General features: G+C 76.2%; 1 protein-coding gene. It reads left to right on the top strand.

The genetic code is table 11. From position 1 onward, the window contains the following. The coding region (locus D9599_RS30905; RefSeq protein WP_198385162.1) for a sugar transferase at positions 1 to 386 on the top strand (386 nt) is incomplete at its 5' end. Between the last annotated feature and the right edge of the window lie 114 nt (positions 387 to 500).

Here is a 500-nt window from a genome sequence, read left to right on the forward strand (position 1 = left end):
GCGCTGCCTCACGCGCGGCGTTGCGGACGGGTGACGTGGTGGTGGCGCTGGCGCTGCTGGGGCTGACGCTGCCGTTGTCGCTGCTGGTGGTGCTGGCGCTGCGGCTGCAGGGCGGCCCGGTGCTGCGTCGCGAGCGGCGCGAGGGATGCGGCGGCCGGCCCTTCGAGCTGCTGACCTTCCGCAGCACCGCGCCCGGACCCTATGGCCGCCCTGTGCCGACACGCCTCGGCCGCCTGCTCCGCCCCGCCCGCATCGACCAGTTGCCCGTGCTGCTGAACCTCCTGCGCGGCGACATGACCCTGGTCGGCCCCCCGCCCGGACCGGGCGAGGCGCGCCCCTCCCCGCGACACCGCCCGGGCCTCACCGGCTGGGCCGGGATGGACTGAGCCCCGCCTAGCCCAGCCACCAGGCCAGCAGGTGCCCGATCAGCGACCAGGTCAGCGCCGAGAAGGCCAGCAGCAGCGCCCCGCACACCGGCCACGACCAGCGATAGTGCCGCA

The organism is Roseomonas sp. KE2513 (assembly GCF_016107305.1).
Classification (GTDB): domain Bacteria; phylum Pseudomonadota; class Alphaproteobacteria; order Acetobacterales; family Acetobacteraceae; genus Roseomonas.